This is a genomic window from Streptomyces sp. NPDC018026 (genome assembly GCF_044327745.1).
Lineage (GTDB): Bacteria > Actinomycetota > Actinomycetes > Streptomycetales > Streptomycetaceae > Streptomyces > Streptomyces rubrogriseus.
On record NZ_JBIRFY010000039.1, the window covers coordinates 1 to 5,399 of the forward strand.

Genomic DNA, 5,399 nt, shown 5'->3' on the forward strand with positions numbered 1-5,399 from the left:
GTGGGCATCGCCGCCACGTCCGGCATTCCCGCGGTGCTGCGCGTGTGGGGCGCCTGGGCCATCGTGTCCGGGCTGGTCCAGCTGATCGTGGCCGTCCCCCGCCGCAAGATGGGCGGCCAGTGGCCGATGATCCTCAGCGGCGGCATCTCCGTCCTGGCCGGAGCCTCCTTCGTCGCCTCCGCCGGTGCGGACGACCCCTCCCTGGCCAGCGCGGTCGGCTACGCCATCCCGGGCGGCATCTTCTTCCTCATCTCGGCCCTGCGCCTGGGCCGCGCCGCCAAGGAGGCCTGACCATGAGCAAGCACACCTACGACGTCGTCATCATCGGCGCGGGACCGGTCGGCGAGAACGTCGCCGACCGGGTGGTGCAGGGCGGACTGAGTGCCGCCATCGTGGAGCGGGAACTGGTGGGCGGTGAGTGCTCCTACTGGGCCTGCATGCCGACCAAGGCACTGCTGCGCAGCACGGCGGCGCTGCGCGCCGCCCGGCACCTGCCCGGATCCAGAGAAGCGGTCTCCGGCGACCTCGACGTCGCCGCCGTACTCCGGCGCCGCGACTCCTTCGCCTCCAACTGGAAGGACGACGGGCAGGTGTCCTGGCTCGAATCGGCCGGGATCACCCTGTACCGGGGCCAGGGACGGATCGGTTCCGAGCGGCTGGTCGAGGTCACCGACGCGTCGGGCACCACGACCGAGCTGACCGCGCGGCACGCGGTGGTGGTGGCGACCGGGACCGCCGCGCTGCTGCCGGACCTTCCCGGTCTGCTGGAGTCGACGCCGTGGAGCAGCCGCGAGGCCGCCACCGCGCGCACGGTTCCCGCCCGGCTCGCCGTCATCGGCGGCGGCGTCGTCGCCTCCGAGATGGCGACCGCGTTCGCCGCTCTGGGCTCGACCGTGACCGTACTGGCCCGCGACGGTGTCCTGCCGCTCGCGGAACCGTTCGCCGGCAAGCGGGTCACCGAGTCACTGCGCGAGGCCGGTGTCTCCGTGCGCCTGGGCGCAGAAGCCGGTGCCGTCAAACGGGACGGCAACGGCACCGTGCACATCACCCTCACCGACGGCGAGGACATCGAAGCCGACGAGGTACTCGTCGCGATCGGCCGCACCCCCAACACCCAGGACATCGGCCTGGAAACCATCGCTCTGACACCCGGCTCCTGGCTGACGGTGGACAACACCCTGCGGGTCCTCGACCAGGACGGGGCACCACTCGGCGGCGGATGGCTGTATGCCGCCGGCGACGTCAACCGCCGCGTCCTGCTGACCCACCAGGGCAAGTACCAGGCGCGTGCCGTGGGTGACGTCATCGTGGCACGGGCCAAGGACGAAACGGTCGACGACGCTCCGTGGGGCCGGCACACGGCCACCGCCGACGAACGCGCGGTACCGCAAGTGGTCTTCACCGAACCGGAGATCGCGTCGGTCGGACTGACCGCCGCCGCGGCCGAAGCCGCCGGAGTACGCACCCGCGTCATCGACTACGACCTGGCCGCCATCGCCGGATCGGTCCTCCACGCCGACGGATACAAGGGACACGCCCGCATGATCGTCGACGAGGACCGCAAGGTCATCGTCGGATTCACACTCGCCGGACCCGACGTAGCCGAACTGATCCACGCAGCAACCATCGCCATAGTCGGCGAAGTCCCCATCGACCGGCTGTGGCACGCCGTCCCCGCATTCCCCACAGTGAGCGAAGTATGGCTGCGCCTCCTGGAAGCCTACGGCCACTGACCACCCACCCCACCCAACACCCCCTCCCAACACCACCACAAAGGGACGGGACACACACCGCGTCGGCATGACCCCATGGGAGATCCGGTCACGCAACAACACAAGCCAGACCGTCTGGTCCCGATCGGAAGGATCACCGTATGCCGAGGCCACCGTTGCCGCACGAGGCCCAGGACATGCTGCGCCGTGCGAACCCCGCCGTCATGGCCACCCTGCGCTCGGACGGCTCACCCGTCTCCACCGCCACCGGATACCTGTGGGAGGACGGTCGCGTCCTATTCAGCCTCGACGAGAGCCGGGTGCGCCTGAAGCACCTGCGCCACGACCCGCGAGTGACCCTCACCGTCTTCGACGGCCCCGCCTGGTACACCCACGTCACGGTCTTCGGCCGCGTCACCGAGATGTACGACGACGGAGGGCCTGCGGGACATCGACCGCATGGCCCTCCACATCACGGGCAAGCCCTACCCGGATCGGGAACGCCCCCGAGTCAGTGCGTGGATGGAGGTCGAACGCACAGGATGTTCTTGACGGTACGTTCGGAATAGCAGACGTGCGCCGAGATGGCCGCGAGGCTGTGCCCTTCGGAGAGCATGCGCAGTATCTCTGTTTCCCGTCGGGTCAGAGTGTGGAGGTCGGGATCGTCTCGACCGCCAGAAGTCCGGAGAAGACGTCAGCTGGCCTCTGCGCCGGGTTCGGACGCTGCCGACGGCTCCTGCGCGCTGATCGCGGTGTAGTAGACCGAAGAACCCTGCTTGGTGCGCTGGGCCTGTTGCTTGGCTACGAGGCCCTCAAGGGTGTTGCGTACCACCGTGGTCCGAGTGGCGCGTTCGGGATGCGCCTGGTTGACCGCCGCGGAGACCTCTGCGGCGGACCGCGGTTCGTGCTGTGTGGTGAGGTGGCGACGGACGAGGTCGACGAGTGTAGGTGCGGAGCTCTTCGTGGCCGCGTTCTTGGGCGTGGCGTCGGTCGCAGGTGCCTTCTTGGCGGCGGTCTTCTTGGTCGTTTTGCGGCTCTGAGTGGCGGCGTCCTTTTTGGTCCGTGCGCGTTTGCCACCGGCCGGTTCTACGGCCGTCTCCTTGCGGGGCGAGGGCACGACGGTGCTCTCGGCGGCCAACACAGACGTGGCGCCGACCAGTGCCTGCTGAATGTTCACCAGCACATTGTGGTCGTGCTGCAGGGCGGTGAGCCGCTCCTGCAGCGTGGCGACCTCCGCCCCGATGCGTTCCTGCTCCTTGGCGTTGCTCTCCAGGTCGGCGGCCACCTGGGCGGCGTACTGCGAGGCCACTTGGGTGGTGGTCGAGGTCTCAGACATGGCGCTGGTTCTCCTTCATCGATCCGACGTCAGCACGGCATCGCACCGCTCAACGCGTTCGGGCACATACGACAAGAGCACGGTCGTGCACGTCATGATCGTCCCCTACTGGCGGTCGGCCTTCCACCGACTTGTCTACTTGTGCCCCCACCCGACTTCCGGCCGCCGTAACCTCGGACCTTAAATATCTCGAGCCCTGATGCTCAGGTGTCGTCCGTCGGTGATGATCGTAACGAGGGTGTTGACAAGCTCGTCGGCGGAGGTGTGCCACGGCCCCGTGGCGAAATGGTCGCTCAGTTCCGCGGCGATGATGCCGCTGACACCGGTGAAGAGTCGGCCCCCGTATCGATGGATGTCGCGTTCGTCGACGAGGTCGGAAACGATTGCCAGAAATTCCTCCTGAGCATGGCAGGAGGCGCTGATCACCCTCTCGGACTCTTCGCCGGTCGGGGGCCGAACATCTGCCGGTAGCGATGCGGGTGGCGGCGGCCGACCGTGACAAGCGCGGCCAGGGCGCCTCGGAGCCGTTCGGATGGAGTGCCTTGCTGGGCTGCGATCTCGTCACTGAGGCGCTCGCAGCCCTCTGCGGCGAGCATGCTCTCTTTGTCGGCGAAGTGCCCGTAGGGGGCGCCGCGGCTCACACCTGCCCGTGCGGCCACGTCCCGCAGGGTCACCGCGTCGGGGCCGCCCTCGTCGAGCAGATCGGTGGCCGAGTCGAGGAGGGCACGGCGGGTGGAGGCGGCGGACTCTGCACGACTGACCATGCCTGAAGGATACAGATGACAACGTAATACCATTGGTTTGACGCTGTCACACGAAACCCCAAGCCGGTCAGCGCCTTGCCGACGTCGTTCTCGGCCTCACTCCAGCATCCTGCGGCTCCTATGTGGACCGCACCCGCGAGACCCGCTCATCCACGGAGTCCTACGACCCCGATCGTGAAGAACGGCTCTGGACGGCAGTCGAGGAACTGACCAGCGTCTTCACCACGTGAGCTCGGCGCCTGCGCTCCGTGCCCGCCGGCGTCTCGGCGCACCGCACCGGGAGGACGCACCCCTCGCCCAGGCCGCACCTGCGGCGGGGACCTCACTGATCTACGACTTCGGAAGCTCCCACTGTCGATGTCCACCCACGACCCCGCCCGCCTGCTGAGTCTGACTGCGGGTGGGCAACGACGCATGAGCCGAGCCGGTGAGGGCGATCTGAAGTCGATCACGCTAATCGGGCTGCCACCCTGTATAGAGGGAGGAGATGCCCGTCCCAGATCCTCAGGAGCCAGTGAGTGTTTTCAGTGTTGACGCTCCGGGGTGAGGACGGCAGTGGCGATGGCGGTCATGCGGTTGGCTGCAGCGAGCTCGACGGAAGATGCCCCAGGATTTCAGTCTCGCGACGCTTTGTTCAGCCGGTGCTCGTGCCGCTGACAGGACCCGGTTGATCGTCTGCTGGGTCGCGGTGAGGTCCTGGTGCGGAAGGCGTCTGATCGGCGTGGTCACCCAGGAGCCGGCCCCGATGTAGGCACGGTCGGCGAGGACGGGAACGCCTTGGCGTTCGCAGATCCGGATGATGCAGTGGGTGCGGGCCGCGGTGAGGTCGTGGGTGCGTCCGGGCAGTGCGGGCGAGATCCACAGCAGCGTGCCCGCAGGGTCGGCGATGACCTGCACGTTCACGCCGTGGCGGCGGTGCTTCTGGGAGAAGTCGGCCCGGCTGTCACCGACCCGGTCGCACTCGGCGAGCGTGCCGTTGTGGACGCTCACGTAATTCCCCAGGGCTGAGTTCACGTAATTCCCCAGCCCCGGGGACGGTGACTGCTACTTGATCTTGGGATCGTCCGGCTTGCTGGTGGGGTTCTTGGGTCGCTTGTTCGGTCGGTAGCTGGGACCGTTCATGATCACCTGGTGGCTGGTGTTGATGAGCCGGTCAAGGAGGGACTCGGCGACGACTGGGTTGGGGAAGAGGGGATACCAGTCGCTGGGTGCCCGGTTGCTGGTGATGATCAGAGACCTTCCCTGCCGCTCGGAGACGAGTTCGTAGAGGTCGTCGGCCTGGGTGGCGTTCAGCTGGCGCATCGCGAAGTCGTCGAGGATGAGGACGTCGGGGCGGACCAGCTCGCGGATCCGCTTCTCCCAGGTGCGGTCCGCGTGGCCGCCGGCGAGGTCTGCAAGGATGCGGCTGGTCTTGGCGAAGCGGACGTGGGCGCCCTGGCGGACGGCGAGGTGGCCGAGGGCCTGGGCGACGTGGGTCTTGCCGACGCCGACCGTTATCAGCGGGGCGTGAGCCCCTCGATTCGCTGTCTGCAACGAGCGTCACCGTGAGCGTTCTGCGTCGTTGATGCATTGCTATCAACGGGAGTT

The 5,399-nt window shown here is 67.8% G+C and carries 7 protein-coding genes and 2 pseudogenes; 3 read left to right on the forward strand and 6 right to left on the reverse strand.

The genetic code is table 11. The features are described 5' to 3' along the window. The 3 genes and pseudogenes from ACH4D3_RS41050 to ACH4D3_RS41060 form a co-directional block, all read left to right on the forward strand. The coding region (locus ACH4D3_RS41050; protein ID WP_398332865.1) for a DUF308 domain-containing protein at positions 1–291 on the forward strand (291 nt) is incomplete at its 5' end. Between the two features lie 2 nt (positions 292–293). Continuing rightward, positions 294–1,733, forward strand: coding sequence for a dihydrolipoyl dehydrogenase family protein (locus ACH4D3_RS41055; protein WP_398332866.1), 1,440 nt, complete (start codon positions 294–296; stop codon positions 1,731–1,733). Positions 1,734–1,873: 140 nt separating this feature from the next. Beyond that, positions 1,874–2,264, forward strand: a pseudogene (locus tag ACH4D3_RS41060) (TIGR03618 family F420-dependent PPOX class oxidoreductase). On the opposite strand, the gene ACH4D3_RS41065 reads toward ACH4D3_RS41060, so the two are convergent. From ACH4D3_RS41065 to ACH4D3_RS41090, 6 genes and pseudogenes are all read right to left on the reverse strand, one after another. Further along, on the reverse strand, positions 2,224–2,358 hold the full coding sequence (locus ACH4D3_RS41065) for a LuxR C-terminal-related transcriptional regulator (protein WP_398332871.1): 135 nt from the start codon (positions 2,356–2,358) through the stop codon (positions 2,224–2,226). The pseudogene ACH4D3_RS41060 and the gene ACH4D3_RS41065 overlap by 41 nt on opposite strands. Positions 2,359–2,406: 48 nt before the next feature. Beyond that, entirely contained in the window at positions 2,407–3,048 is a 642-nt protein-coding gene (locus ACH4D3_RS41070; RefSeq protein ID WP_398332867.1) for a hypothetical protein, read from the reverse strand. Positions 3,049–3,228: 180 nt separating this feature from the next. Continuing rightward, positions 3,229–3,474, reverse strand: a complete 246-nt coding sequence (locus tag ACH4D3_RS41075) for a hypothetical protein (protein WP_398332868.1) — start codon at positions 3,472–3,474, stop codon at positions 3,229–3,231. Continuing rightward, positions 3,471–3,812: a TetR/AcrR family transcriptional regulator gene (locus tag ACH4D3_RS41080; RefSeq protein WP_398332869.1), complete on the reverse strand. Its 342-nt coding sequence runs from the start codon at positions 3,810–3,812 to the stop codon at positions 3,471–3,473. Before ACH4D3_RS41080 ends, ACH4D3_RS41075 begins: the two co-directional genes overlap by 4 nt. 524 nt (positions 3,813–4,336) lie before the next feature. Continuing rightward, positions 4,337–4,790 (reverse strand): annotated as a pseudogene (locus ACH4D3_RS41085) (transposase family protein); the annotation flags it as partial. Positions 4,791–4,856: 66 nt separating this feature from the next. Beyond that, positions 4,857–5,345 carry an ATP-binding protein gene (locus ACH4D3_RS41090; protein ID WP_398332870.1) on the reverse strand — a complete coding sequence of 163 codons (489 nt, stop codon included), beginning with the start codon at positions 5,343–5,345 and terminating at the stop codon, positions 4,857–4,859. Between the last annotated feature and the right edge of the window lie 54 nt (positions 5,346–5,399).

Coding starts and splice junctions, on each gene's coding strand:
- ACH4D3_RS41080 (WP_398332869.1), bottom strand. CDS start 3,812: ATGGTCAGTCGTGCAGAGTCCGCCGCCTCCACCCGCCGTGCCCTCCTC.
- ACH4D3_RS41055 (WP_398332866.1), top strand. CDS start 294: ATGAGCAAGCACACCTACGACGTCGTCATCATCGGCGCGGGACCGGTC.
- ACH4D3_RS41070 (WP_398332867.1), bottom strand. CDS start 3,048: ATGTCTGAGACCTCGACCACCACCCAAGTGGCCTCGCAGTACGCCGCC.